25 protein-coding genes are annotated in these 26,400 nt (G+C 57.3%); 16 read left to right on the top strand and 9 right to left on the bottom strand.

Translation table 11 applies throughout. The annotated features are described in order from the left end of the window. Positions 1-101: 101 nt before the first annotated feature. Both AC6T8Q_RS08110 and AC6T8Q_RS08105 read right to left on the bottom strand, forming a co-directional pair. The gene (locus AC6T8Q_RS08110; protein WP_500678593.1) at positions 102-1,298 is read right to left on the bottom strand and encodes a hypothetical protein; all 1,197 of its coding nucleotides are present in this window, start codon (positions 1,296-1,298) and stop codon (positions 102-104) included. Positions 1,299-1,534: 236 nt separating this feature from the next. Then, positions 1,535-2,707 carry an aminotransferase class I/II-fold pyridoxal phosphate-dependent enzyme gene (locus AC6T8Q_RS08105; RefSeq protein WP_500678592.1) on the bottom strand — a complete coding sequence of 391 codons (1,173 nt, stop codon included), beginning with the start codon at positions 2,705-2,707 and terminating at the stop codon, positions 1,535-1,537. A gap of 135 nt (positions 2,708-2,842) precedes the next feature. Between AC6T8Q_RS08105 and AC6T8Q_RS08100 the strand changes: the two genes are divergently transcribed. The 4 genes from AC6T8Q_RS08100 to AC6T8Q_RS08085 all read left to right on the top strand — a co-directional run bounded on the left by AC6T8Q_RS08100 (position 2,843) and on the right by AC6T8Q_RS08085 (position 6,422). Continuing rightward, the gene (locus AC6T8Q_RS08100; RefSeq protein WP_500678591.1) at positions 2,843-3,451 is read left to right on the top strand and encodes an RNA polymerase sigma factor; all 609 of its coding nucleotides are present in this window, start codon (positions 2,843-2,845) and stop codon (positions 3,449-3,451) included. A 119-nt stretch (positions 3,452-3,570) separates the two neighbouring features. Continuing rightward, complete coding sequence (locus tag AC6T8Q_RS08095) at positions 3,571-5,019, top strand: anti-sigma factor family protein (protein WP_500678590.1); 1,449 nt, start codon at positions 3,571-3,573, stop codon at positions 5,017-5,019. Between the two features lie 6 nt (positions 5,020-5,025). Further along, positions 5,026-5,241, top strand: a complete 216-nt coding sequence (locus AC6T8Q_RS08090; protein WP_500678589.1) for a CDGSH iron-sulfur domain-containing protein — start codon at positions 5,026-5,028, stop codon at positions 5,239-5,241. A 341-nt stretch (positions 5,242-5,582) separates the two neighbouring features. Continuing rightward, positions 5,583-6,422: a hypothetical protein gene (locus AC6T8Q_RS08085; protein WP_500678588.1), complete on the top strand. Its 840-nt coding sequence runs from the start codon at positions 5,583-5,585 to the stop codon at positions 6,420-6,422. A 5-nt stretch (positions 6,423-6,427) separates the two neighbouring features. Here the strand turns inward: AC6T8Q_RS08085 and AC6T8Q_RS08080 are convergent, their stop codons facing one another. Continuing rightward, positions 6,428-6,907, bottom strand: a complete 480-nt coding sequence (locus tag AC6T8Q_RS08080; protein ID WP_500678587.1) for a hypothetical protein — start codon at positions 6,905-6,907, stop codon at positions 6,428-6,430. A gap of 274 nt (positions 6,908-7,181) precedes the next feature. Between AC6T8Q_RS08080 and AC6T8Q_RS08075 the strand changes: the two genes are divergently transcribed. The 4 genes from AC6T8Q_RS08075 to AC6T8Q_RS08060 all read left to right on the top strand — a co-directional run bounded on the left by AC6T8Q_RS08075 (position 7,182) and on the right by AC6T8Q_RS08060 (position 9,468). After that, positions 7,182-7,418 carry a hypothetical protein gene (locus AC6T8Q_RS08075; protein WP_496921006.1) on the top strand — a complete coding sequence of 79 codons (237 nt, stop codon included), beginning with the start codon at positions 7,182-7,184 and terminating at the stop codon, positions 7,416-7,418. Positions 7,419-7,610: 192 nt separating this feature from the next. Continuing rightward, positions 7,611-8,117: a DinB family protein gene (locus AC6T8Q_RS08070; RefSeq protein ID WP_500678586.1), complete on the top strand. Its 507-nt coding sequence runs from the start codon at positions 7,611-7,613 to the stop codon at positions 8,115-8,117. A gap of 74 nt (positions 8,118-8,191) precedes the next feature. Continuing rightward, positions 8,192-8,746: an MOSC domain-containing protein gene (locus tag AC6T8Q_RS08065; protein WP_500678585.1), complete on the top strand. Its 555-nt coding sequence runs from the start codon at positions 8,192-8,194 to the stop codon at positions 8,744-8,746. A gap of 38 nt (positions 8,747-8,784) precedes the next feature. Further along, positions 8,785-9,468 (top strand): class I SAM-dependent methyltransferase, encoded by a 684-nt coding sequence (locus tag AC6T8Q_RS08060; protein ID WP_500678584.1) that lies wholly within the window; start codon positions 8,785-8,787, stop codon positions 9,466-9,468. 6 nt (positions 9,469-9,474) lie between these two features. Here the strand turns inward: AC6T8Q_RS08060 and AC6T8Q_RS08055 are convergent, their stop codons facing one another. Then, the gene (locus AC6T8Q_RS08055; RefSeq protein ID WP_500678583.1) at positions 9,475-10,920 is read right to left on the bottom strand and encodes a Gfo/Idh/MocA family protein; all 1,446 of its coding nucleotides are present in this window, start codon (positions 10,918-10,920) and stop codon (positions 9,475-9,477) included. Between the two features lie 195 nt (positions 10,921-11,115). Here AC6T8Q_RS08055 and AC6T8Q_RS08050 point away from each other — a divergent pair, with 195 nt between their 5' ends. After that, positions 11,116-11,331, top strand: coding sequence for a hypothetical protein (locus AC6T8Q_RS08050; RefSeq protein WP_500678582.1), 216 nt, complete (start codon positions 11,116-11,118; stop codon positions 11,329-11,331). Here AC6T8Q_RS08050 and AC6T8Q_RS08045 read toward each other — a convergent pair. From AC6T8Q_RS08045 to AC6T8Q_RS08035, 3 genes are all read right to left on the bottom strand, one after another. Beyond that, on the bottom strand, positions 11,328-13,214 hold the full coding sequence (locus AC6T8Q_RS08045; protein ID WP_500678581.1) for a hypothetical protein: 1,887 nt from the start codon (positions 13,212-13,214) through the stop codon (positions 11,328-11,330). The two genes, AC6T8Q_RS08050 and AC6T8Q_RS08045, sit on opposite strands and share 4 nt — an antisense overlap. A 383-nt stretch (positions 13,215-13,597) precedes the next feature. Further along, positions 13,598-14,413, bottom strand: a complete 816-nt coding sequence (locus AC6T8Q_RS08040; protein WP_500678580.1) for a ParA family protein — start codon at positions 14,411-14,413, stop codon at positions 13,598-13,600. A gap of 101 nt (positions 14,414-14,514) precedes the next feature. Beyond that, on the bottom strand, positions 14,515-15,069 hold the full coding sequence (locus AC6T8Q_RS08035; protein ID WP_500678579.1) for a hypothetical protein: 555 nt from the start codon (positions 15,067-15,069) through the stop codon (positions 14,515-14,517). A 17-nt stretch (positions 15,070-15,086) separates the two neighbouring features. Between AC6T8Q_RS08035 and AC6T8Q_RS08030 the strand changes: the two genes are divergently transcribed. Both AC6T8Q_RS08030 and aroB read left to right on the top strand, forming a co-directional pair. Beyond that, complete coding sequence (locus AC6T8Q_RS08030; protein ID WP_500678578.1) at positions 15,087-15,434, top strand: hypothetical protein; 348 nt, start codon at positions 15,087-15,089, stop codon at positions 15,432-15,434. Between the two features lie 161 nt (positions 15,435-15,595). Continuing rightward, the gene (aroB, locus tag AC6T8Q_RS08025) at positions 15,596-16,690 is read left to right on the top strand and encodes a 3-dehydroquinate synthase (RefSeq protein ID WP_500678577.1); all 1,095 of its coding nucleotides are present in this window, start codon (positions 15,596-15,598) and stop codon (positions 16,688-16,690) included. 43 nt (positions 16,691-16,733) lie between these two features. On the opposite strand, the gene AC6T8Q_RS08020 is transcribed toward aroB, so the two are convergent. Next, a complete protein-coding gene (locus AC6T8Q_RS08020; protein WP_500678576.1) occupies positions 16,734-17,282 on the bottom strand; it encodes a metal-dependent hydrolase in 549 nt (182 codons plus the stop codon). Between the two features lie 30 nt (positions 17,283-17,312). Beyond that, positions 17,313-17,627: a hypothetical protein gene (locus AC6T8Q_RS08015; RefSeq protein WP_500678575.1), complete on the bottom strand. Its 315-nt coding sequence runs from the start codon at positions 17,625-17,627 to the stop codon at positions 17,313-17,315. A 183-nt stretch (positions 17,628-17,810) separates the two neighbouring features. Between AC6T8Q_RS08015 and AC6T8Q_RS08010 the strand changes: the two genes are divergently transcribed. The 5 genes from AC6T8Q_RS08010 to AC6T8Q_RS07990 form a co-directional block, all read left to right on the top strand. After that, positions 17,811-19,445, top strand: a complete 1,635-nt coding sequence (locus AC6T8Q_RS08010) for a DUF7453 family protein (protein WP_500678574.1) — start codon at positions 17,811-17,813, stop codon at positions 19,443-19,445. Positions 19,446-19,482: 37 nt separating this feature from the next. Further along, complete coding sequence (gene dprA / locus AC6T8Q_RS08005; RefSeq protein ID WP_500678573.1) at positions 19,483-20,595, top strand: DNA-processing protein DprA; 1,113 nt, start codon at positions 19,483-19,485, stop codon at positions 20,593-20,595. A 238-nt stretch (positions 20,596-20,833) separates the two neighbouring features. Continuing rightward, complete coding sequence (locus AC6T8Q_RS08000; RefSeq protein ID WP_500678572.1) at positions 20,834-23,512, top strand: beta strand repeat-containing protein; 2,679 nt, start codon at positions 20,834-20,836, stop codon at positions 23,510-23,512. Between the two features lie 188 nt (positions 23,513-23,700). Further along, positions 23,701-25,545 carry a hypothetical protein gene (locus AC6T8Q_RS07995; RefSeq protein WP_500678571.1) on the top strand — a complete coding sequence of 615 codons (1,845 nt, stop codon included), beginning with the start codon at positions 23,701-23,703 and terminating at the stop codon, positions 25,543-25,545. Between the two features lie 451 nt (positions 25,546-25,996). Further along, positions 25,997-26,400 (top strand): hypothetical protein (locus tag AC6T8Q_RS07990; RefSeq protein WP_500678570.1); only part of this gene is annotated, 404 nt, incomplete at its 3' end.

Genomic DNA, 26,400 nt, shown 5'->3' with positions numbered 1-26,400 from the left:
ACGGCAACAAATCCAGGCGAGCGGGGGACGTAAGTCCCCTGCAATCTCGCGCAAGGGAATAAACCGCCGCTTACCGGCTGCGGCTAAAAGCATAAAGACAACTACGGCAAAGAAACCGCCGTGGCGGGGGCGGGGGCCGTGGCATCGATCATTTGCTTGAGCGACGCTTCGCGCTGGGCCAATTCGTTGGCCAGATCGGTGTTCGTGGCTAGCAATTCGTCGATCAGCTTTTTGGCATTGTCCAGTTGTCGTTTCACCATTTGCAGATGCGTTTCGATGGCTTGGCGATCCGCTTGCATGCCAGCTAGATCGCTGGACATGAGTGTCTTTTCTTCTTCGCGGAAGGTGCCCAGCTTTTTCGCGCTGGCGATCGCTGCTTCCAGTTTCACGTTGTCCTCACGAACCGCATCGACCTTGGCCATCAGCTCGACTTTCTTCCGCGTCAGATCGGCAAACAAGAAGGCGTAATCGATCAGCGGCCGGCGATACACTTTTCGGGCGGCATTGCCCATCTCTTCCGGCTTGAGGATTTGCCCGTTCTCGTCCACCCCCACGACATCGCGTGGGTTGTCTTTGTCGGTCGCTTCTTGATCGTGGTGCAGGTATTCCGCCACCATCGCATCGGGGAGCAGCTTGCGAATTTCTTCTTCGCTCAACCCGGCGAACGTTTTGTAACGATCGATCGGCATCGTTTCGTACAAGCTCCAAGGAGCCGCGCTGCGGGCGATCCGTTCCCCCGTGCGTTGATCGAGCAGGTTGATTGACTCAAGCACCGCGCCGTTTTCATTGACTTCGATGACGCGGAATTCGCCCAGATACTGCTTGCCGTCAGCGGGATCGGCGGGATTACTCGGCCCCGCTTCAAAGCCATACACAATCGTGTCGACGGTCAAACCGTGCGGCTTGGGATTTTCAATCGTAACGGGGAATCGACCTTGAGCATCAGGGGCACCCGCGGGAGCAACCTGCCGCCAGGCCCGACCCCGTTCGCGGGTGAGCATTTGCAATTGATGTTTGATCTGCACGATGCCGGGCGTGTCAGTGCCCGCTCCGCGCTGCAGGACGATGTTTTGTTGTTCGAGCGTGGTGATTTGTTGTTCGAGCCGCGCGAGGTTCGTCCGCAGGTTGCGATGGATGCGCATCGTCTCGGTGGCGAGGATCAAATAGCCAAGCGAACTGAGCAGGATGAAGGCGACAATGGTCACCCAACTCCAATGCCAATTCTTCGTGGCGAGAAAGATCGACACCAAGCCCATCAAGAGGACTATGGCCAACACAATTTGCAAAACGAGCGCCAAGAGAAACTCCCGTGGGCGATAAGCACAACTTCACTGTTAAACCGGGTAGAAGAGGCAATCTCTCCTAGTTTCGATGGTAAGTGGCCCAACCGCGAGCGTCAAGTTTTTACTGGACGGTAACTTACGTTCGCTCGGCCAATCCCGAAAACCGTCACAATAGTCACATAATTTGGTATTAGCCGCAGGCGGCAGCTGGTGGTGAAACCTTCGAGTCCGCTGGCTGCCGCCTGCGGCTATCAGCTTAGTTCGGCGAGCGATTTGAGTAGCTTTTCGACCATTTCGTCGTTGTGGCTCGCGGTAAAGCCGAGCCGCAGCAGCGATTCCCCCTCAGGAACCGACGGTGGCCGAATCCCGGGGGCCCAAATTCCCAGTTTTCGCAAAGCTTGGGAAACTCGCATCGTCCGCTCCGCCGAGCCGATCACCACGGGAATAATCTGGCTCGTCGAACGGCCCGTGTCCCAGCCTTGGTCGTTGAGCCGGATACGCAACTCCGCCGCACGGGCGAGAAGTCCCTGCCGCCGCTCTGGTTCGCGATCAACGAGATCAAGGGCCACCAATCCCGCAGCACTGATCCCGGCCGGATGGGCGGTGGAGAATACATAGGTCCGCGCCCGATTGGCGAGCCAACGAATGAGCGCCGCGCTGCCACACGCAAAGCCACCCGCTCCGCCAAGTGCTTTGCCAAAGGAACCGACGCGAATCGAAACGTGCTTCTCTAAGTCGGGGTCTTCCGTCGCGAAATGCTCGACGACTCCCCGGCCGGTCGCGCCGAAGACTCCGACCGCATGAGCTTCGTCGACCATCAACATCGCGTCATGTTCCGCGGCGAGTTTCGTCAGTTGCCCCAGCGGTGCCAAATCGCCGTCCATGCTGAAGAGCGTATCGGTCACGATCAGTCGCCGCCGATAATGTTTGCCCTGCGACAGCATCGTCGCCAGCGCTTCCATGTCGACATGAGGATAGATATGCCGCTCCGCGCGCGACAACCGGCAACCGTCGATGATGCTGGCGTGGTTTTTGGCGTCGCCGTAGATTGCGTCCCCTTCATCGGTGAGCGCGGGAATGATCCCTGCATTGGCGGCGAAGCTCGTGGGGAAGAGCAGGGCGGCTTCCGTGTTAAAAAACTGAGCGAGCCGTTTCTCCAATTGCTCGTGTATCGACGACCGGCCACTGACAAGCGGGCTGGCCCCTCGGCCGACGCCTTGCTGAAGAAATGCCTCCGCGGCGGCACTGGCCAAACGCGGGTCCGCTGCGAGACCGAGATAGTCGTTCGACGCGAAATTGATGATTTCCTGGCCGTCGATCTCAACCAGGGCTCCCGCCGTAGTTAACCCCGGTGGCAGGCTGCGCAGCAGATCGCTCCGTTCGAGCAGCGCGAGTTCTTCGTCTATCCAGCTGAGTGGGTCCATGGTCCAATGGTAGCACGAATAGCCCCCGGCGCGAGCCGGTGGGACGGTTCGACCACCAGCTTGCGCTGGCGGCTATTCGCGATTTATGGAACTTCGATTGGTTTGCCCGCGTCAAAACCTTAAACAGAGAAGAGCGTGACCGACAAACTGCCTAACGCCGCCGCCGGGCTTTGTGCCGAGCTACGTACCGATACGTACTTGGTCGAAGCCACGTTGTCGGGCAACCGGCAGGCATTTGGTGCGCTGGTCGAGCGTTATCAGGATCGCTTGTTCAACACATTGGTGCGTGTGCTCGGCTCGCCGGACGATGCCAGCGAGGTTTTGCAAGATGCGTTCGTGCAAGCTTACACCAAGCTGGAGTCGTTTCGCGGTTCGTCACAGTTTTACACCTGGATGTACCGCGTGGCGCTGAATATGGCGTGTTCGTATCGACGGCGGAACAAACGTCGTTACGACGAACAATCGGTCCAACAGATTCGAGAACTTAGCGGAGCCGAACCGGTGGACCAGAGCTTGCCGCCCGAACAGCTGGCCATGTGCGTCGAGCAAGCAGAGCTCGTGCAGGCGGCGTTGCTGGAGATCAGCGAAGAGCACCGCCAAATTTTGGTGCTTCGCGAAATGGAGGATTGCAGCTACGAAACGATTGCCGAGATTTTGGATTTACCCGTGGGAACCGTCCGCAGCCGGCTCTTCCGTGCGCGGTTGCAACTCAAGGAGCGTTTGGAAAATAAGGTAAGTAATTAAAGAATGAGAACGCAGACGAACGCTGATTTTGCGGATTTTCACTGATCTGCGTTAATCAGTTTAATCGGTGTTCATCCGCGTTCTATGGATTGATGCATTCGAGTTAATAATTATCTGATATGGCTGAACCAACCAACAACCTGAACTTCGACGACGAACTGTTGAGCGCCTACGTCGATGGCGAGCTCACCGAGGCGGAGCGCGCCGTTGTTGAAGAACGCTTGCGGAATGACCCCGCCGCGCGGGAGTTGGTTGCCGTAATGCGCTCATTGGCTGGCACGCTTCGTTCGTTGCCTAAGTTGCGTGTGGCCGAGGACGTTCGTTCCGCCGTGCTCGCCCAAGTGCGGGACAAGCCCAAAGTCGAGTTAGCTGAATATCGCAGGGGCCCGTTGCGGCGATTGATGTGGCCAGCGATTGCGATCGCTGCCGCGTTGCTGTTGATGTTCACGCAGGACGATCGCGTCAAAAATCGCGACGTGGCGAAGATCGAAGTCCATGACGGCGAACTACGCGAAGAGGCTCGCGAACGTGATGCGCTGGCGTTTGATGTTCCCGAAGAAATGCGCGAGCCGGTGGCTGCCCCTGAGCGCGAATTGGCCGCCAGCTCGGCAACACAGCCGCCGGCGACCGCCGCGGTACCCGCGGATGACTCAATCCTCGATGCGGGGCGTTCCGGGGGCGTGGCCTTGCGGGTGGAAACTCCACGAATGCAGCCCGCCATGCCAACTCGGGTGACCGACGCACTTGCTAGCAGCAACGAGGAACTCGGTATCGTGCATTTGACACTCGCTGATTTGCGCACCGGCACCGAGGCCTTTGATCGGCTGCTGGTTTCCAACGGTGTGCAGGTTGTCGATGAAACGTCGGGCGCTGACCGTGCGAGTGCCGTTGCCCCCGGACAAGCTTCAAGCGCGGATACCTTCGCCGCGGAAAGCGTGCCAAGAGCTCGCACGTTGTCGGCACCATCGCCTGCCGGAGGTGGTTTCGGTGGCGGCATGGCGACAGCGCCGGCAGGTGATATGAAAGCCGACGCCGAAAGAGCCGAGCCTGAAATGGTATTGGTCGAAGCCCCTCCCAAGCAGATCGAAGCGATTCTCTTCACCTGCGCGAACGACACCACAGCCATTGAGGCGGTCGAGGTCGATCCGTCGGCGAGCGGCACGAATCTTCAACCCGAAAAGCAGCGACTGTCTGGGTACCAACAGTATTCCCGCGCGGCGACCAACAAGGCCGAGCGTTCTGCTTACACGATCACACCCGAACAGCAGGGAATGATTACGGCGCTCAATTCGTTGCCCGCCGTCGATAATCAAACGGCCAACGCAACCGCGGAGGTCAATCAACAAGGTTGGGCCACGAGGTTCCGTGCCGATCAACCGCCCGAGCAAATGCAACAGTTGCAGGACGAAGTCAACACCCGCCGCAATCAGTTCTACGGCTACGCCCAGCAACAACAGGCCGCGCGGGTCGGCGACAAAATCGCGAAGAAGGCCGAAGAACCTGCCGAACAGCCGATCCGTGTGTTGTTTTTGTTGCACCCAAGCGAACAAGCCAAAGCCAAAAAGTAAGCCATCATGTCCGAAGTCAGAATCCGTTTGCGACCCGACGGCCCGCTGGTGATCGAAGGCCCATTCACGCTCGCCGATTCCGCGGGCAATCCGTTTTCTTTGTCGACAGACAAGCCTGCGATCGCGCTCTGCCGTTGCGGCCAGTCAGCGAACAAACCATTCTGCGACGGCGCCCATAAAACTTGCGGATTTGTCTCCGATGAGCGCGCCGAGCAGCAATGACCAATGACCAAATCACTAATGACCAACTTAAGATTGATCGCTTGGTCATTAGGTCATTGGACATTGGTCATTTCTTTATCGACAAGTTATCCCCAGCGCGGATCGTAGTGATTGCGAAGTTTTGTGGGGCAGCGCCTGCCACACGCCTGTAAAAATCTACGAGCAATAACGGTTCCGCCGGCTGCTCGTCTGTTGGGTTTGTGAATTCTTGTCGCACTGCGGCCATCGGCCAGTGGTTGTGCGAGTGCTAGCCATGCTAGAATCCGCCCCCCAGGATTGCTTGAGGGCAGTTCTGGCTTCTCACATTTAGGAATCTTTGCCGCACAAGGAACCGTCCATTCATGGGTAAGGGCACACAAAACGTCGCTGATACTTCCGTTGTCGAAACCGATCTCTCCCAATCGAGCGAGCCATTTGTCGGCCAATGGAATCGGCTCGTCAGTACAACCAATTGGGAAAAAGGCCGCATCATTTGCGAATGGCGCGAAGCGTTGCTCACCGCGGGTTCTCCTGTGACTGATTATTCTGACGAAGCTTGGGCCCAGCTTGTCGGCGGTGTGACCAGCCAACACGTGGGACGTCTGCGGCGGGTGTACCAGCGTTTTGGCGCGGAGTTCGAGCAATACCCGGGGCTCTTTTGGAGCCACTTTCAGGCCACGCTCGATTGGGACGACGCACCCATGTGGCTCGAAGGGGCTATCCAGAATGATTGGTCCGTTTCGCAAATGCGCGGCAAGCGCTGGGAAACGATGGGCACCCCCCCCGCCGAGCAACGTGCGGAGTTGGAGCAGGATAACGAATTCCAAGAACCGCTGGCGGCGCCCGCTTCAGCGGGCCTGCAAGAGTCAGTAAGCGACCCAGCTTCCGCCAAAACCACCAACGTAAAACCACTCACCACCGAAGATCCAACACGCGAACGCAAGCATTTCGAGAGTGCGGAAGACGATTCCGAAGACGCACCCTTTGACGACGCCGAAACCACAGCCGCCACACCAGCCGTGGCCAAGCGCACCCCGCTCAACGTGAACGTGGAACTGCTTACCGATGATCTGGCAGATGCCTTCGAGCAGTTCAAGCTGGCGATCATCGCGCAGCGCCGCGAAGGCTGGCGCGACACGACTCGCGAAACAGTGATCGAATGCCTCGAAGCGCTCAAGCAGTTGGCGATGGCCGAAGCGTAAGACGCTCACTCCCCCGCGTATTGCTCGGCGTATTGCAACACCCATTGCTCGATCAATTGTTTGAAGCCGTCGAGATCGGCGTCTTTGAGCGAATGATAATGATTGCGGGTGAAGATTTCTTTGTTGCGAATTGTCCCCCGCGCGTCCATCGCCAACACGTGGTACTGATTGTGGGGCGCGACGGTGATCACGAACCGGCTTAAGAGATTCTCACGGCGGCCCCCTTGCAGCGACAGATCATCGCGCTGCACGGTCGAGCCCCAGCCCTTTTCGTCGGCGATCTCGCTATAGCGAAAGCCCGGAAAGTTATCTGCCAACTGTTCGAGACACGTTTGAATGTACTCGGTGAGCTCGAGGCGATATTTGCTATGGAGCCGTCGGCATTCTTCCTCGCTGAGCGCGCGGGCCGCTTCCTCGCGAGCCTTGGCATCGCGGGCATTTTGGCCACGCTCGGTGGCACGTTGAAGTCGTTCTTTGAAGTCCATGGGATATTAGTACGCTGCTAGCAAGTGTCGGTTCGCCGATCTTCGCTTCGATCTGCCGATGGTGCAAGCCCTTATGTCCTTTAGCCGCAAACTTCCCGCCAGCGTGCTAGCAGTCGTTCACGGAAAAATCTGCTTTTTCTTTAATTTGGATGCAAGTCGGCTCTTGAGGCCGCCGATTTTAGCTGAGACGGACCGGGGGGCGCCGCGGAAACGCGCGCCAGACAAGGATGTCTGGGCCCTTTCAAGTCCACACGCGATGGGAAGGAACCCTCGAATGCATACACATCTGAAGATTTATCGTGGTCCCGTGGAAGTCGAATCGCGGGTCATCTCCAAGAGCGAAGACACCGTGACGGTTTCGTTCGGTGAAATTCTTCCCTTGATCGTCGATGCCGTCGAAAGCCAACGCACTTGGCTGGGCGATTTTGAAGTCGACGACGTGACCATCTCGCGCGACTTGTACGAAGTCCTGTCGGCCTATCAATACTTCCGTCGCCCCACTGGCGCTTAGTTCGGAAGTCGAAACGCACATTGTTCTCTCAGCCTGGCGCACACGTTGCGCCGGGCTGTTTTTGTGCGCGCGTTCTGCGGCAATTGCGAGCGAACCAGTGGGGCGGATTGCGGCTCCTGGGCCAAAGTGAATAATGACCCAACGGGGTCGGAACGACCCCGGCTAACTTGCTTTGTCCTGAGGATCGCACCCATGTCCCGAGCTCGTCTCGATGCTGCTGCCAATCGCATTCAATTCGCCCGCCTGTACACCAGCCAGTTCCTCGACGACCTAAGCGAGACTGACTGGTTTTGGACGCCCCCGGGCTTCACAACTCACATTGCCTGGCAGGTCGGGCACATCGCGGCATCGCAATACGGGCTATGCCTATTTCGGCTCCGTGGCCGCACTCCCGAAGATGAGACGCTGATCCCCCAAACCTTGTGGGACAACTTCAAGATCGGTTCGACTCCCGTCGCCAGTGCCGAGAACAATCCTTCGGTTGCCACGATCAAAGGAATCTTCGACGGCGTGCAAGCTCAGGTGCTCACCGAACTTGCTGGTAAGACGGATGAAGAAGTCGACGTGCCGCTGGAAAAACCACACCCCGCGTTTACGACCGTTTTGGGGGGCATCGAGTACAGCCCCATGCACGAGCTGATCCACGTGGGGCAGATCACATTGTTGCGGCGATTGATGGGCAAACAGTCCAAACGGTGAACCCGATTGTCGGTGAAATTGTCGTTGGAGTTAGCCGGCATCGTCCCGATGCCGTTTATTCTTGAGACATTGCCATGCACCAAACCCTCCACCTCACACTTCCCGAATTGGAAGCCGAGTTAGACACGATCCGCCAAGCGCCGCGGGATTATGGCGTGCTGGAAATGATCGTCTGCCGTCCGGCGGTGAACGAACGCAGAATGTTGTTCGAGGCCGAGCTGAACGTTGCCGAAGGTTTGATCGGCGATAGTTGGCTATCGCGCGGAAATTATCATGGTGGGCCGGCCGATCCCAATTGCCAAATCAACATCATGAACAGCCGCGTGGCATCGCTCGTGGCTCAAGATCGCGAGCGCTGGCCGCTCGCCGGCGATCAACTTTACGTGGATCTCGATCTGAGCGACGAGAATCTGCCGCCGGGTTCGCAGATAGCCATCGGCACGGCCATTTTAGAAGTCACCGCCGAACCGCATACCGGTTGCAAGAAATTTACGAGCCGTTACGGCAGCGACGCCACGAAGTTTGTGAACTCGCCCGAGGGAAAAAAGCTCCATCTGCGTGGTATCAACGCGCGCGTGGTGCAAGCGGGGCTCATTCGCACGGGCGACACAATTACGAAAGTTTGTTAGCCGCATCGCAACGCGATGCATGGCACAGTAGTACGACCATGTCCAACCCACTCGAAAAAGTTCAGACAGGCTACGACGGTTGGGCGGCGGTTTACGATCACGACGCCAACCCACTCATTGCCCTGGAAGAACCAGTGGTTCGCGCGGCGCTTGGCCAAGTTAGCGGCCTCGCCGTGCTCGACATGGGCTGCGGTACGGGGCGGCATGCGTTGCGACTGGCCGAGCAAGGGGCCAATGTCACAGCCGTTGATTTCTCAGCAGGCATGCTGGCCGAGGCCCAGCAAAAACCGTTCGCCGAGCGCGTGAACTTCTCGCAGCACGATCTACACGAGCCTTTGGCATTTAACGATGCGGAGTTCGACGCCGTGGTAAGCGGCCTGGTGCTCGAACATATCCGTGACCTGGCGATGTTCTTTGGCGAAGCACGACGTGTATTGAAGCCGTCAGGTCAGGCGGTGATTTCCGCCATGCACCCGGCGATGTTTTTGCGCGGCAGTCAGGCCCGCTACACCGATCCTGATTCCGGCGAGATCGTTCACGTGGGAAGCATCAACCATTCGATCAGCGATTTCGTGATGGCGGCAGTTCAAGCCAGATTTCAAATCGTGAGCATCACGGAGCATGCCCCCGACGTGGCGTTTGCACAGAAATATCCACGCGCCGAAAAATATATCGACTGGACGATGCTGGTGGTAATGACGCTCCAGCCGCTCGCGGCTTAGCGGCGTTTATATTTCCTTCACCACAAACTCGTCGCGCCCAGGCGTACGTATGAATTTATTCGCCACGTCGGCGTACTCGCCAGTAAACTTTTCGCTGGCGGAATCAAACGTCAGCACAGGGCCAACTTGCAGTGAGTTGGCCACGTCTTCGCCATCATGCACCCCGATGAGCTTACGCAGGTCATCAAGGATGGCCGTCGACTCGGGCGCGAGGGACATTGCCGAGGGCTGGTTTGTGGTTTGCGAGTCATGCCCCACGCGCTGCGCGTAATTGGCAAAGTTGCACCATGCCGTGGAATGGTGGCCGATTTGCACGGGTGCGTTGAGCGTTTGGGGCGAACTATCGCGGATCGCATCGATAAAATTCTTTTGATGGACTACCATGCCGTCGGTTCCTTCGATTTCCTTAACGACTTTGCCATCCTTATCAAAAAGCTTCGCCTGGCCGCGCTGACCTTCCAAACGGCCACCCTCGCAGAAAACGATGTAGCCGCTTCCCGGGCCAGGGCAGGGGGGCTGCTTTTTGTTTTCGGCATCCGCAGCAATGTTCGAAAGCGCGATCACTACGGGAATGCCGCCTGTGTCGAGAATCGCAAAATGCACGTTGGGGGTGTTGCCCGCGTCGTGCCATGCGAAGCGTCCTCCCGCGGCGGCCACTCGCTTGGGAAACGCGACTTGGTCGCGAAACACGTTGTTGCGAACGTCGTCGACAATATGCACGCCCCAGTTGCCCATTTCGCCGGAACCGGTGTTCCAATCCCAATGCCAATCGTAATGGAACTTGTCGCGATAAATGGGCTGATCCGTGGCGGGGCCAAGCCACAAGTTGTAGTCAACCGTCTTGGGTGGTTCGAGCGGTGTTTCGCGTTTGCCGATGCTGGGCCGTATGCCATAGCGATTCACGCGGACCCATTCGATGGGGCCGAGCATTTTATCGTCGTGCAACAAGCTTTTGATTTCGGCCTGCATGGGAGCCGAACGCTGCTGCGTGCCGATTTGGCAAATTTTGTTGTGCTTCTGCGCGGCCTTAACGACTTGCTGGCCTTCCCAGTGGGCATTGCATAACGGCTTTTCGACGTAGACATGCTTGCCCGCTTCCATCGCCCAGAGCGCGGCGAGGCAATGCCAGTGATTGCACGTGGCGATCGCAACCGCGTCGATGTTGGGGTCGTCTAGCAGTTCGCGTAGGTCGCCATATTGTTTGGCGTCGGGATACGCTTTGCCTTTTTCTGCCAGCAGCGCGCTATCGGCATCACAGATTGCACCGATGTTCACGCCGGGCACTTCCGAAAAGGCTTTGAGCAAATCGCCCCCCCGCCAACCGAGGCCGATGACCCCCAGATTCACTTGTGAATTAGTATTCGCCGCGGCAAGTGCACGAGAACCGAGTGCCAAAGCGCCACCGGCAAGAAAACCTTGTTGCAGAAAATAACGGCGGGTCGAGCGCGACATGAGAAATTCCTGAATAGGCGAGAAGTCTGGGCTTTCATTTTACCAAATATTTAGCCGCGGTGCTTGCACCGTGCTCGAAAAAAGCTCGGCGCATTTCCAAAACCCGTAGCAAGCGGCGGGGCTAAATAAGCGCTGTAACACTGTCCCCCGGCTTGCGCTTAGATATTTGGCCAATGTTTAAAGGAGGCCAATATTATGTTTCGTCAAACCCGCCAACTCGCGACGCGCCATTTTTCGCGTACGACAGCCGTGATCTGCGATTCACCCTGGTTCCGGCTCACGGTTGTTGCCCTACTGACATTCGTGCTGTTGCCCGTGCCGCGTTTGCGGGCTTGTGATGCTGAGCAGTTGCACCAACAAAAAAAGCCCGGGGAAACTTTCCCCGGGCTTTGTGTTATTCATAGCAGTTAGTACATGAACTCCACACCGGTCTGAATGCCGTGCAGGAACAGCGAACCATCGCAGTTGATGTAGGGCTGATCGGTCGGCGAAGCGTACTGATTGTAGTTCAGCGCCACGCCCGTCACGCCCAAGGCACGGTAACCACCATACACGCGGCAGTTGCAGGTGCATTGATAGCTCGCACCCAACCGCAATTCTCCCAAGAAGGCGATGTTGTCGTCCTCGGCCATCACATTGTAATCCATGCCCGTGCCCATGTCGCGAACCTGACCGCTGAACCATTGGTTCATTTCGATGTAGTTGCCATAGATACCAGCGTTGGCGCCAAAGTGCAGAGCCACCCGGCCGCAGCATCCCAGGTGATAATAACCGCTGCCGCCGTATTGGAAACCGACGAGTTGGTTTTCAACGCTGGTCGAGTAGGCGAGCGAGTACATATCGCCGGTCCACGACGAAGTGCCGTAGTCGTACATTTCGCCCTCGGCTTGGAACATGTAGTCGTCGTCGAAGCGGAAGTAACGCACGCCGACTTGCGACGAACATTGCCAACGAGGACCACAGTAGCAGTAGGCGCCACAGCGTCCGCCCAAGCGGCCACAGCCACCCGCACCACAGCTACCACCTGCACAGGAATCGCACCCACCGCCAGCACACGAATCACACGCAGGACCACACGATCCACCGCTTATGGTGGGGAGGCCCACGAGATTCCATTCGATGTTCTGGGCATCGAAACTGCTGCGGGTATAAACCGACGTTAATCGCGGAGCGATATTGCCCCAGCCGGTCCAGTAATCTTGCGTGGGAACGCCGTAAGCAAAGAAGTGATTCACGGGCCGCCACACACCATCGTAGTAGTATTGGAGGCGATCAAAACGCTTCATGGTGTACATGTAATCGCCGGGCATGACGTCGACGTAGGCGCTCGTGGATTCTTCGTCGATGGCCCAGTAGCCAACTTCCCAGCCAAGCGTGCCACCACAGCAGCTCGAGCCACAGGGATCGCAGCAACCACCATAGCCGCCAGGACCACCACAGCAGGCGAACGTCGCACCGAAGCGAATTTCATAACCGGGTTGCATGTCGCCATCGAGATCGCCGTAGTTCATCACCACTTCGTCAGACGTGGGATAATGACCGGCACCTGGCATCGAGGTTTCATAAGCAATCGGACCGTTGCCGCAGTCAACCCGTTCCATCAACAAACCGTACACGCCGCCGAACCAATGCCGACGCGGAGCACAGCATGATGTGTCGCAGCAACCGTAACCCACGTTGCCGTCGCCATAGTTAGGTTGGCAATAGCTGCCGTAGTTTTCACAACCGACGGCACCAGCACCGGCGGAATAGTTTTCGTATCCGCCAGCACCACCTTGCGAGTAATCAGCAGTGGGGGTTGTTGGTCCGCCTTGTGGAGCATAACCCGTGCTGGGTTGTTGCATCGCCGGCCCCGTGGGAATGGTTTCCACGGGTTGGGGAATGGCCGGCACGCTGTTGGGTGCCGGTTGATGGGCCATCGCCACGTATTGCGGCTGAAATTGTTGCGGTTGATATTGCTGAGGCCGCGGAGCGTATTGTTGCTGGTTCGCGTATTGGGTTTGCGGATATTGAGCCTGCACATTCTGCATCGGCTGATAACCGGGCTGTTGGACCTGTGGCCCCGGCACAAACGGCCGTTGTGCGACGTTGCCCATCTGGCCCGCGTTGTATTGCGGTTGGTAAGCCGGATGAGGTTGTTGATATGACGGCTGAGGGCGATAAGCCGCTTGATAGGAATTGACGTAGGAACCGTTGTTCTGGGCCAAAACTGAGTTGGCCGAGAAGAAGGTCGTGGCTTGCGTGACGACGGCAATCCAGACACACAGCCCTCGCGTGGTGCACGAGAGTTTCATGCGCATACTCCTTTTGCGATTTATCGATCCCACATCCTTGTGGAACCGCGCCGCATGAGCCTTCGGCATCCTGCCAAAAGCGGCTGACGGGGCGTCAGCGAGCGGCGTCAAACGGGTGGGTCATATTCAAAGCGGCTACGAGCGGAACCGGAGATTTCGCTCATAATTCCCATCGGCCAGAAAGAGGGCCACGGATTGCCGTCGGTTACGACTGTTGCAGATGTTTTTCTGGGCCGAACAGATACGACCCGTGCAATCCGCAATCTTCAACAGGCAGGGTTTGCCGCGGCGGAAGAACCGCTACAGATTAACAGGTACGCAGGATAGCCGGGCCGCTACGCAGGCCCGGGTACCGGAGAGGCGTTGCTCTCCGGCTATTGTCATCACGCTGCGGCTCGAAGCTCACTGGCACTGTAAAGCGTCACGACCTCATCGCAGAGCGCTTGGTAGTCGTCCGCCCCGGCAGATTGGGGTGAGTATTGGAAGATCGATTGCCCGAAGCTGGGCGATTCCGCGAGGCGAATATTCCGGCGAATTCGCGTCGCGAACAGATGCACGTCCTGCCAAACGCCTTTCTTTCCTCGGGCATCCTGAAAGAACGCCGCGACGTCGCTGGTGACTTCCGCGGCGAGTTTGGTGCCCGAATCGAACAAGCAGAACATCACCCCCGCCAGCCGCAGGCGGTCGTTGAGCCGTTGAGCCACGAGATTGATCGTTTGCAGCAATTTGCTCAAGCCGTGCAGAGCTAAAAAGTGAGGCTGTAGCGGAAGAAACACGTCGTCCACGGCCGAGAGCGCATTGATCGTGAGAATCCCTAGCGACGGCGGGCAATCGATCAATACATAATCAAACTGATCAGCCACAGCAGCCAGCTTGTCGCGCAAAATCAACTCCCGGCCCACTACGCCGGCAAGTTCCACTTCCGCGGCGGCCAAATCGATGTGCGACGGTGCGACCAGCAAGTTGTCTCCCGCCGCATGCCAAACGTCGGCCAGCGTGGCGTCGCTTGTGAGCAAGTCATAAACGCTCAGTCGATCCGGTTCATGGCCAACCCCCAGGTGCAACGAGGCGTGCGCTTGCGGATCCATGTCGATCAAGCCCACGCGATAGCCTTGGGCGGCCAGCGCCGCACACAAGTTGACGGCGGTTGTAGTTTTACCCACGCCCCCTTTTTGATTAATGATGGCAATCGAGCGCATGGCATCCTCTTTCAATCTCAAGCGAGCCGTAGGACTTGTCCCAACGGACCTACGGCGGAATTGGCCGCGAAGTATAGAAAAGCACCGCGATGGTTCCCAGATCAGTCGGCTGCTTTGCTAGCATTACTTTCGGGCTGAAAAGCCTTGATGCTCGCAAAATATTCCCGCAGAGTTTCCGCCATCGGCTGGCAATCGACGCCGCGCAAGTTGTCGCTCCGTTGGTTCAGTCGACCGAGCATGCTGAAGTCTTCATTGAAGAGCAACGTCGCCGTGCGGCCATCACCGGCGAATTGCAAACAGTAGCGCCACCCTTCGCCCTTCTGTAAGGACTCGCTCACCGGTTCTTCCCAGCGATAGTTGCGGTCACTCAGAATGGAATTCCGCAAGTGAACCATGCCCGGTGCTTTCGTGAGGTCTTTGATATCGAGCCGCTCGTAATCCTTTGACAAAACGCTATATGTCTCCTCGCTTTCTTCCGTTGAATCGCTTAACTCAAACCCGGTCACGTCCGATGGCCGCGCAATCAGTTCCGCGAAGTTGGGCCCCCAAAACGTCGTCGAGCGGTGGGCCGTTTCGTAGCGATACCACCACGACAGAACCCCCGCGAGGAGCGCGAGGCCGAAAATCCCGAGTACAAGTTTGCTGCCTGATTGCATGTGATGATTTCGCCAAAATGTTAGCAGGTAGCGTTCCGCTGCCGTGGGTTTGGGCCGTCTTTTTGATCCTGCCCAGCGCGAGTATACTGACAGTTTACCCGATTCTCCCCGGACCCCACCAGGAAGCCGAGCCCTCCATGGCCGACACGTTTGATCCCTATCGCGAAGCATTGGTTGTTGAAACTGCCACGATTTGGCCCGAGGGGACAGAGCTCGATCCTCGCGAGCGTTATCAACTAGAAGCCGTCCTCCACGCCCACCCGCAAGAGGCCGCCCAATTGGAATACGTTCGCATGCACACGGGCTTTTGCCGCAAGATTATCGTGACCGACGAAGACCTCGCACGGGTGACTGCCGCCAAGTGAATTTCATAAAGTCATCCCGAGGGGAGTTCTGCGACCCGTGGGATCTGGCCTCAGCATGGATACGCCCTCAATCCGAGTTGGTGCTGCGAACCAGATTCCTCAGTCGGCAAGCCTCCTTCGGAATGACAAGTACAATCCTCTCTTAAATCCGAAAGTTTTAAGTGTCTCAGCCGCTCATTACTACGCGCGTCGATCTTGCCGAGCGGAGCTACGATATTCAAATCGGTAGCGGCAACCTCGAGCAGTTGTCTCCCTTCTTGCGTGAGCGCTGCCAGGCCTCGCACGCGGTGATCATCACCGACGATGCGGTCGACGAACTCTACGCCGACAAGTTGGGCGATCAACTCACCGACGACGAGTGGGAAGTTCATTTGCTCACGGTCGACGTCGGCGAGCTCAGCAAAAGCGGCGACGTGGCCCAAGAGCTGTGGGAAACGATGCTCGCCGAGGGGACCGACCGCAAATCGATCGTGATCGCCATCGGCGGCGGCGTGGTTGGCGACTTGGCGGGGTTTGTCGCCGCGACATTCGCGCGCGGGTTGCAATTCTTTCAGGTCCCCACAACGTTACTCGCCCAAGTGGACAGCTCCGTCGGTGGCAAGGTAGGGATCAACCTGCCGGGCGCGAAGAACATGGTCGGCGCTTTCTGGCAGCCGCGCGGCGTGCTGATCGACGTCGACGTACTCACCACGCTTCCCGACCGCGAGTATCGCGCGGGGCTGGCGGAAGTCGTGAAGTACGGCGTGATCCTCGATGCGGAATTCTTCAGCTATTTGGAGCATCACGTCGACGCGATCAATGCCCACGATCCCGCCGTGCTGACCCGCGTGATCGAGCGTTGTTGCCGGCTGAAGGCCGACGTTGTGGAACAAGATGAATGCGAACTGACCGGCTTGCGGGCGATTCTTAACTACGGCCACACGTTTGCCCATGCCTTTGAAGCGGCGGGTGAATATGGCTTGCTACTTCACGGCGAGGCCGTCGCCATCGGCATGGAATGCGCGGCTCGGTTGGCCCATCGCATGCAACGAATCGACGCCGAATTCTTAGCCCGGCAAACGGCGCTGCTTGAAGCGTTGCAACTTCCTACGAAGGTCCCCGATTTCGACGGCGAGGAACTCGTGCGTATCATGCGTCGCGATAAAAAAGTCGACGAAGGCCGCCTGCGATTCGTGCTGCCCACAAAGCTGGGGCACGTCGAATTGGTGAAGGACGTACGGGTGGATGATGTGCTGGCGGCGCTGGAAGATTGTTAACCGCTGATAGACGCTCAAGTGCGCTAATAACTTGCCGTGCGGACTAATAGGTCTGAGATGCTACAGTTTTGGGGTTTTGTCGGAGCGGAAGAAAATATTTCTTGGCAAGTATCGACAACATCAACAATGGCCCGAACGTTAGCACTTCGTACACCGCAACCTTCACGTTGTGCATGCTGAAAACGGCGCTCTTGTTTCCTGGTGAGAGCCACGACACCGGCAACCTCAGGCGATAATCGAACAATGGCCAACCGACTTCTAGGCCAATCGCGTGATTGTACAACGAATCAAGCAGAATGTGGCTATACCAAGCGATGGCTCCCGCGATAAGCATCGTCGGTGTAAACGGCGGGCGACCTCTGTATTTGAACGCGAAAAAGCCGCCGATCAGCAAAATGCCAAGCGTTGTCATGATCAAGCTGTGGCTAATGCGATAATCATTGTGACCCCAATAGGGGAACGGCAGGTCCGGCGCACTCGCCAACAGGGCAAACACGCCGAGCGCGATGGCCTTTTGCTTGGGTGGTGTGTCGCGCGGCACGGCCAAATAGCCGATCGCGAGTCCAGTAAGAGTGTGGCCGATTGGGGTCATATTCGAATTTCAGAATTGTTGTCGGGAATCTTAATCTAGGACGACCGTGGAGTCATAATGGTGTAACAGCAAATAATCATCCCAGCTATTATTCCCTTCACAAACGACGCTAGTCGAATGGCTGAGGGAGCGACGACCTTCGATTTCCGGCTTAAGTGCTTGCCATAATCTCGCAAGATCCTCAAGTTCAAAATTGATGTTAACGTAGCGGACACGGTCCTCGCCTTCGCTAACAGTCACTAACGCTCCCAGTTCTTTGCCAGTATTGCTGAGCAGTGAAACCAAATCCGCCACGTTTGCGATCTCAAGGCGATCTGGCAGCAGTTGGATAGATAGGGTTTTCATTGGTGCTAAGGCGAATTTATGGCATTTTGGCTCGCAAATAGTAAGTATACGTTGGCCGCAATAAACGGGCCACAAGCACGTTTTTTAGTTGCTTTCCCCTCGACCCCGGGATATTCTCACGATTGCTGTCCGAGGCAGATAGCATGCTTTTCTCACGGAACATGATTGAAGAGGAGCGATCTTATGAAGCGCATATTTGGCGTGTGTTCTTTGTATGTGATCCTGGGTTTTGGCTTGGCAAACGCCCACGGACAGACCATTCAGACAATTGCTCTATCCGGTCAGAGCGTGTTGGGAACATCACTTTCCGCCAGCGGTTTTGGTTTGCCCGAAATTGATTCAGCGGGTCAAGTTTATTTTGCTGCAGGTTTGGCTGGTCCCGGTGTGACGATGATTAACAACACGGGATTACTTCTTGGGAACGCTGATTCACTGGAGTTGGTCGCTCGCGAGTGGGGTCCTCCCCCCGGCTATCATCACGGCGCGCAAGGAATGTTTTTCCAAGAGTTCGACATCAACTTTCCCAAGGGACACTTTGTCAGTGCTTACGGAAAAACTATTGTTCGAGGCAGAGTGGTTGGCAGCGACGAAAACAATAGTTTTCACAATGGCCAAGCACTGTGGTACAGCGAACCCAATGGCTTAGAACTGATTGCCGGAGTTGGTAAGCACGTTCCGGGAGTCTCTGATGTTGTCGTTCCCGGCCCTGGTCCAGTGGCATTGACGGAATTTGTGACTTTTGAACCTCCTGTAATTAACACCGCAGGACAAATCGCATTTTTGGCAAGACTCGATCCTGCGATAATCTTTAATGCGCGAGGCATTTGGACAGACGTCAGTGGTACGCTCCAACTAGCGGCCCGGGAAGGAGAGCAAGTTGCTGGAATGCCGGCGGGGGTCACATTCTTTGAAATTAGAAATCCGTCCCTCAACAAAGCAGGGAATTTGGCATTCTCTGCGGCGATAAAAGAGCCCGATCCATTAAGCCCTGCTAAGGAAGCAGTAATGGTGGGGACGCTCGGTGCCTTCATGCCGATTGTTCGTGAAGGTGACGCGGTGCCTGGCACACAAGCAGGTGTCACTTTCGATCATTTCCAGTTACCTTTTGTCGATGATGCTGGGCGAGTTTTATTTCAGGCCGAATTGGTCGGCGCCGATGTTGATGACACAAACAGCGAAGGAATTTGGCGAAATTCGGCTGGCACAACAACACTTATCGCTCGTACGGGCTCGCAAGCTCCCAGCATGCCGGCAGGTGTCAATTTTGCCAGTCTCTCAATTCCAACAAAAACAGCCGCGGGCGGTTTTGCCTTCAACGCGGACCTTGCTGGACCTGGAATCGATGCGATGAACAATTCGGGGATCTGGTCCGGAACACCCGATGACTTAAACCTTGTCGTTCAGAAAGGGGACCAAGCTTCTGGCCTGCACCCGGGTAATGAATTTACTTTTGTCTCCTTGCTTGCTCAGACCCAAGACGGTCGGGTTGCTTTTCATGGTCGCTTTCCCGGTGTCCTGCCCAATACGGGACCCAATCACGGCATTTGGGCCGAAGACGCGCACGGAAACATCGTATCGATCGTAAAAAGTGGTGATGTCTTGGAAGTGGCACCTGGAGATTTCCGCACAGTGTCGACGGTTGCGTTTGGAGACATGAATGAGCGCGGCCAGATTACGTTTCGGGCCCAGTTCGGAAGCTTCAGCGATGTTACCAACGGCATATTTGTGTCAAATCTTGTCGCCATTCCTGAACCAACATCCCTGGCGGTTATCGCGATAGGGTTCTTAGCAATTGTTGTCACTCGGCGAGTTGGATAGTTGCTTTCGCCTCATCCCCGCATTATCGTCGGCACTGATGGAAACCGCCGACCCACAGCTTCGTGACCGACTTTGCCTGGCGATGGTCCAGGGCGTGGGCCCGCTGGCCATGCAGCGGTTGCTCGCGCATTTTAGCTCGCCGACTTCCGTGCTGGCCGCGTCGATGGGAGAGCTGCAATGTGTTCCCGGCATCGGCTCGACGCTGGCCAAACGCATCACCAACGCTCGCGACGAAATTGATGTCGATGAGCAGATTCGCATCGCGGCGGAACATAACATCGCGATTCTCACGCCCGCGGATAGTCGCTACCCCCATTTGCTCAAAGAATTGCCGGACCCACCAGCCGTGCTGTTCGCGCGGGGCGGATTTAAAGAGATCGACGGCCTCGCCGTGGCGATTGTCGGTACGCGCCACGCCAGTCGTTATGGCACGAAGCAAGCCGAGTCGCTCGCCACGAGTTTAGCTCGCGCGGGTTTCACCGTCGTGAGTGGCATGGCACGAGGGATTGATACAGCCGCGCATCGTGGTGCGCTCGTCGCTGGTGGTCGCACGATTGCGGTCCTCGCCAGCGGTGTGCTTGCACCTTACCCGCCCGAGAATGCAAAACTCGCCGAGCAGATTGCCGCGCAAGGTTGTGTCGTGAGCGAAGCCCCACCCACGATGCCGCCGATCAGCGGCATGTTTCCCCAACGCAATCGCATCATCAGCGGGCTCACTTTGGGAACGATTGTCGTTGAAGCCGCCGACCGCTCCGGGGCGCTCATCACCGCGCGGCATGCTGGCGAACAGAATCGCCAAGTCTTTGCCGTCCCGGGTCAGATTGACAGTCCCTTGTCGGCGGGCCCGCATCGCTTGATTCGCGACGGGGCAAAGTTAGTGACTTGTATCGACGACGTACTCGAAGAATTGGGCCCCCTGGCGACGGCCGCCCGCCGCGATGACGGCACAACAGTCCGCGCGCCCATCGAAGTGACGCTCAACGAGCAGGAAACACAAGTTCTACAAGCCATTGAACCACGCGGTTCGCTGATCGACGAAATGACGGAAAGTTCGGGCCTGCCAGTGCAACGCGTCTTGGCAACCGTGAGCGTGCTCGAAATGCGCGGCCTGGTGCGCAAAGTCAGCGGGAATCGGGTGGTGAGGCTGTAAATCCATAGAGCCGTAGGTTTCCCAATCAGACGGATTGCCCGGTGTTTGCTCGGCGATTGAACTGCGGTTATGCTACACCCGCCCGCAATCGCGTTGAATAGGCGACGGACAGAGGCCGCGCTTGTGGGGACCACCATCAGACACCACAGCTGACGAGTCACAATTTATGCGTCGCCACTTCCCGTCTCGGCTTGCCGAGAGTCTCTTTTTGCGCCAAGCGTGCGCCTTCGTCTTCGCCGTGCTTCTCCCAAGCGCCAGCCGCGCCGACCAATGGAGCGGAATTGGCAGCGACTGGTTTGCATCGACCTCGTGGTTCATAGTTGATTTTAATTCCGGTCCGCCGAGCTCAACCGAAAACGCCTTTTTTCCCGACAACGAATCAGGCGTTCCACTGGCCGTCACCAATGTTCAGTTGTCGGCAAGTACGACAATCAATTTCCTGTCCGTTGAATCTCCCCTGTTGAAACAATACACGTTTACCGGCGCCAACGGAGCAGTGCTGACCGCGACCTTGGCGATGGATTTCAAGAACTCCGACTTTCAGTCGCTCAATGTCCATAGCGTTTCGAATTTGCGGCTTAACACGCCTCACGTGCGCGTCTTGAACAACGCCATCCTGTCGCTCAACAATGCGACCGTCACGACGAACTCCATCGGAACCACTAATGACGGCCGCATCGACGTCAACAATGGTTCGAGCGTGCAGACGCTGACCTATATATTCGACGAGCCGACTGGCGAGCTGCGGGTCAACAGCGGCGGCGAGCTCCGCATCGCCGGCGACACAACGCTGCAGCGCGGCACGACCACCATCAACTCTGGCGGACAGCTCAACGCACTCTCGGGGGTCGACCTCGAGTACAACGGCACAGCCCTATTGCAGATCACCGACTCGCATACGGTCGACAACGGCGTTCACTTGAAAGCGACCGGCGGCGGGGACATCACGGCCGGTGAATACATTGATGTCGGCAATGGCGTGACTGGCTCGCTGACCGTCACCGGCGCCGGCTCAACGCTGACGGCGCAGAGCAGCATCAGCGACTGGGGCGCAGGTTCGAGTGGCAATGCGACCGTCACAATCTCGAACTCAGGCCTCGCGACCGCCAGCCAGCTTCGCGCTGGCACGGGGAGCGCGGTGTTCCAAGGGAATGTGACCAGCGGCGGCACGCTCCGCACGACGTCTACCTTTCGCATGGGGGGCGGGTCGACGAATCGCACCGTCTCGCTCAACGTCGATGGTGGAACGCTCGAAACCACGGGCCTTGCCACGTTCGACGATAAGGCCGATCTCAATCTCGTAAGCGGCACGGTTAACTTCAACGGTGGAGCCACGTTCAACTCCGGAAGTCGCATCGACTGGTCTGGCGGCACGCTGAATCTGGGGGCCAGTTCGACACTGCTCGTGGATGCTGGAGTTTTCAATAGAACCAACACGAACGGCTTCATCTTCAGCGGCAGCACCACCACGCGGATCCGCAATGGCGGCAGCTTTACCACACCGTCATACTTCGACCTGGGCACCGCCACGCTCGACATGAACAACGGCTTCCTGACCGTGGGCACGACCGGCGGCACGATCAGCGACTGGGGCGGCAGCGGTGCGAGCACCACGGCGACACTCACCAACAACGCCGTGGCGACATACAACTCGGGGCTGCGGATGGGTGTGCTCGGCAGCGGCGGCACGACCAATGCCACGATCAGCGGCGGGGCGCGGCTCGTGTCGAACGGTTCATTCAGCACCGGTGGTACTGCGGCGTCGAACGTCACGCTCAATGTCACCGGTGGCCGCGTCGAGTCGGACGGACTGATTAACTTAGATCGCGGCACCACGACCAACATTTCGGCAGCTGGTGTGATGGAATCGCAAAGCATCACGATCGGTTCCAGCGGTGGGATGAGTAGCAGCTTTGTCAGTGGGACTAACTCGCTCCTTAAGTCACTCACCACATTGAGCGTAGGTCGCCAAGGTACCGGCACAATCACCATCTCGTCTGGTGGGAAAGTCGAGTCACTCGGCTCGACCGTCATCGGCGAGCTCGCCGGCTCGACTGGCTCTGTAGCCGTGTTGGGATCGGGATCGCGACTCGACGTGGGTTCGTCGCTCACCATCGGCTCTGCTGGCACGGGGAGCTTAGATGTCCAATCGGGAGGTTTTGTTCCCGTATCTGGTGCCGTCACCATAGGGAGTTTGGGTACGCTCGACCTCGCTACCTCTGGCAGTTTAGAAACATCGATCGGCCAAACGATTACCAACAACGGCCTGATCCGCGCCAGCGATGGCAGTCAGATTCGGGCCGACATCGTGAACACCGGGACGCTTAGACTCCTCGACGCGAGCACCACCCGCAACGTGACGTTGCAAGCCAACTCCGTGATGACTGCCGACAACTCGACGGTCGGTTCGCTCACGCATCAATCCACCGCCGATCTGAAATTCACATTGCGCAGCCTCGCCGATTTCGACAATCTCGGGGTGACGAGCGCGGCAAGCCTGGCCGGCGACTTCGTCGTGTCGCTGGGCGTCGGCTTCGCGCCGACTCTGGGGATGACGTTTCCGATCTTCACGGCGGGCTCGATCACCGGCGCGCCTAATTTCGATTTTTCGGCCGCTCCGTTGGGAAGCGGTTTGAGTTGGGGTGTGGCGTTCGCTCCGACAAGCCTCTCGCTTGTGGTCCTCCCCGGCGGCACGGCCGGCGACTTCGACAACGACGGCGCCGTCGACGGCCGAGACTTTTTGAAATGGCAACGAGGGGAATCAACCAATCCGTTTAGCGCGGGTGATTTGGCCACTTGGCAAGCCGAGTACAACGGAGGCTCACTCATGGCGACGAGCACGACCGTGCCAGAACCGGGCGCTTGGCTGTTGACGATGGGCATGGGGATAGTGTGGTGCGTCGTACAGCGGAAATAGCGAGAGTAAGATAATTAAGAAATTAAGAAGATCGTTGGTTTGACTCCCGTCACCGGCAGCGACGTACCGCAAAGTTGAATACGGACACGGTCCTGGATGTTTCTTGCCAGGGTCATTTGCTATAATCAAAGCCGTTCATTTTCTCGACAGATGGCCGCTTCGCTTTGGGTACAAACAGGTATCGTCTCATGGTCGTAGGAAAAGTCTGCTGCGCAAGTGCGTTGTTGTGCGGCTTGGCTATTTTTGCTCCGCCCCTCTCGGCAGCGATCGTGCAGAGTGGTAACGTCGAACCCGACGTCAACACATGGACGAGCAGCAACACGGGATACATCGGTAACTCGAGCGATGGCAGCGTGACGGTTGATGCGGGAAGTCTGCTTGCTTCAGGGATCAGCATCCTCGGTCATCAGTCTGGAGTGACAGGCACGGTTACCTTAACGGGCGAGGGATCGACATGGACCAACCGCAATCTTGAGGTTGGTCGCAATGGCAATGGCACGCTCATCATCGAAGCAGGAGCGCAAGGTATAAGTAGCGGAACCAGCTACCTTGGCTATCGCTCTGACTCGACCGGTGTGGCCACTATTACCGACACAAATTCTAAGTGGACTAACAGCGGCCCGATCGCTATCGGCTTTCTAGGCAATGGCACGCTCACCATTGGAGCCGGAGGTTGGGTCAGCAATTCTGCCAGCGTACTCGGAGATGCCACTGGCTCGATGGGAATAGCCAGCATTGCCGGTATTGGCTCCAAATGGATTAACAGCGGCCAGTTGGTTGTTGGCGATTCTGGTAACGGTACTATCACCATCGAAGCGGGGGGGCAGGTCGAGAGTGGTACGGGTTCTCTCGGCGAGAGCCATAGCTCGACTGGTACCGTTACCGTTACCGGCGCGGGTTCCAAATGGACCAATAGTGGCGTGCTTTATGTCGGCCGCTCTGGTGGTGGTACGCTCACTGTTTCCGACGGTGGAGAAGTAAAGACGGGGACGCTGTTTGCCACGCTCGACAATATCCTAGGCAATGGCACAATCACCGTGACAGAGGGCGCCGTCCTGGATGCTAACGTCGTGTTTGATGTCGACCATAGCAATCAATTTAGCACCTCGTTTGGTTCAGGGGGGGTGCTGACGATCCAAATCGCGGGTGGCGTCCTAGGGGCTGGTTACAGGCAAAGCGGCAGCCTGCGCATAACTGAAGGAGTTAGCATTGCCTCAACTAGCGGTTACGTTGGCTATCAAATTGGATCAACCGGCGCGGCCACGGTCGCCGGAGCTGACTCCAAGTGGATCAACACCGAAGCACTCTATCTCGGCCGTGATGGCAACGGTACGCTTACCATCGAAGCGGGCGGGCAAGTTAGTAGTATCATTGGCTATCTTGGCCGCTACTCGCCTTTCTCGACTGGCGTGGCAACCGTCAAAGGGGCGGGTTCTAAATGGACCAACAATGGTCTTTATGTCGGAGACGGCGGAAATGGCATGCTTACGGTCGAAGCGGGCGGACAGGTCAGCAATATCAACGGCTTCGTCGGATATGGCATTCGCTCGACCGGCATCGTCACCATCACCGGCGCGGGTTCCACATGGATCAATAGCGACCATCTCATTGTTGGCAATTATGGTAGTGGCACGCTTACCATCAAGGATGGCGCGCTAGTGCATGTTGGCGGAATACTTAGTGTCGACTCTAGATCCCCTGGCGACAGTTTCATCAACATGACCACCGGCGGTATGTTGGCTCTCAAAGGCAACGCAGACGACTCGCTAAGCCAATTTCTAATGCGGGTCCAAGGCACCGACGCCATTCGCTTCTGGGACGCTTCTCTTTCGGATTGGGCCCCGCTTACCACTGCCATCTATGGCACCGATTACACTTTGCAGTACCTCACCGAGGGCGATCTGGCTGGCTACACGCTGCTAACAGTCGGTACGGCCATTCCCGAACCGAGTTGCTTGGCGCTCATTACTGGGCTAATGATCGTTGTTTATGCACCCTCCCGCTCCATAATCTGCATCCTGAAAGCTCAATAGAGCGAATCCGGTTTCAGTTCGCTAACCACTTCAAGGACCGCCGTGCCTAAGTCGGGGGGAGTGATCATTGTTTGTGACATGCTTGCGAGGATACCCGCTCGGCTTCGCTGCGCTCGGCCTCGCAGCTAACGTTGTTGCGGTCCACGACCTTAGCCGGATTGCCACGCTATCCGGGATTCCTGCCTACGATCCTTGGTTTTTAATCGGAGGTAGGACACCTCCGGCTAACGCCGTTTCTTCAGCGTCGATCGACACTCTGTGTCGAATTCGTTGCCGATCACGACATGGAATGTTTTGCCACGCTGGGGAAATGTCGCCAATTGTTAATATTTGCCCCGTAACTGCTTTGCGGTTATGCTGCACCCGCCCGCAATCGTGTTGAATTAGGCGACAGACAGAGGCCGCGTTTGCTGGGCCACGATCAGTCACCACACCTGAAGAGACATATCTTATGCGTCGCCGCTTCCTGCTATTGTTTTGCGCTACCGGTCTGTTCGTTTCGCTCGTTGCTCGGCCCGTGCTTGCCGACGCCATTCACTTCAACACCGACACGGGTGTGATGAGCATCAACGGCAATGCCGCGAGCGATTTCTTCGGTGTCTCCATGCAAACGTCGGTTGTTGGCGGTATCCAGCAGTTTCGTTTCTTGGGCGATCTTACGTTTATTGGCAGTGATGTCGTCACGGCGACAGGATCGCGCCCATTGTCATTGTGGTCGGGTGACGACGTATCCATTGCCTCCGGCGCGATGTTTAATTTCGATTCCGCAGGGCACATAGCCATACTCGGTGGCGGTAACGGTGGCAGCGCCCGCAGTGGCGCGGGGGCAGGATCGGGCGGCGCGGGCGGCACGTT

This window comes from Bythopirellula sp. (assembly GCF_041737835.1).
Taxonomy (GTDB): domain Bacteria; phylum Planctomycetota; class Planctomycetia; order Pirellulales; family Lacipirellulaceae; genus Bythopirellula.
This window is presented reverse-complemented; position numbering and strand designations above follow the sequence as displayed.